The following is a 754-nucleotide window of genomic DNA, read 5'->3' as shown; positions in this document are numbered from 1 at the left end:
TCTACGCAAAGCAAAATAAGCTTGCTAGTAAAATTAAAGCAGGTGAGTTCAGTCTACAAGGGCCTATGACGCTTCCTGCTATTTTTGAGTGGCTGACATCCAATAACCAGATTCGTTACCAGGTTCAGTTTATCGAAGGAACGAGCTACAGAGATGCCTTAAAGACCCTGGCGCTTCAAGAGAAGCTAAGTAAAACCTTGGAAGGGAAGAGCGATGATGAACTTATCCAGGCATTGAACTCTAAGAACGATATAAAGCACCTGGAAGGGCAGTTCTATCCTGATACTTATGCGTACCATAAAGGCGATACGGATCTATCAATCCTAAAGCGTGCTCATCAGCGTTTGCAGAACATTTTGCAAGAAGAATGGCAGGCTAGAGATAAAAGTACCGTATTGAAGGGCTCGTATGAAGCGCTTACCTTGGCTTCGATTGTGGAAAAAGAAACGGGAGCAGCACATGAGCGAACTGAAATCGCAGGTGTATTTAATAGGCGGCTGATTAAGGGAATGCGTCTACAAACGGACCCGACCGTCATCTATGGCTTAGGTGATCGCTATCAAGGCAATATCACCCGTAAGCACCTGAAAGAGCTGACGGCCTACAACACCTACCNAATAAAGGGCTTACCTCCTTCTCCTATCGCTTTAGTAGGGCGTAGTGCCATTCATGCAGCGCTGCACCCTAAAGAAGGCTCTAGCCTATATTTCGTCGCAAAAGGTGATGGCACTCATCAATTTTCAGCAACTATCGA

Annotated in this window: 1 protein-coding gene; it reads left to right on the top strand. The window is 45.6% G+C overall.

The annotated features are described in order from the left end of the window. On the top strand, positions 1 to 754 hold a 754-nt coding region (gene mltG / locus A3735_RS07385), incomplete at both ends, for an endolytic transglycosylase MltG (protein ID WP_068637849.1).

Source organism: Oleiphilus sp. HI0061 (assembly GCF_001635675.1).
This window is presented reverse-complemented; position numbering and strand designations above follow the sequence as displayed.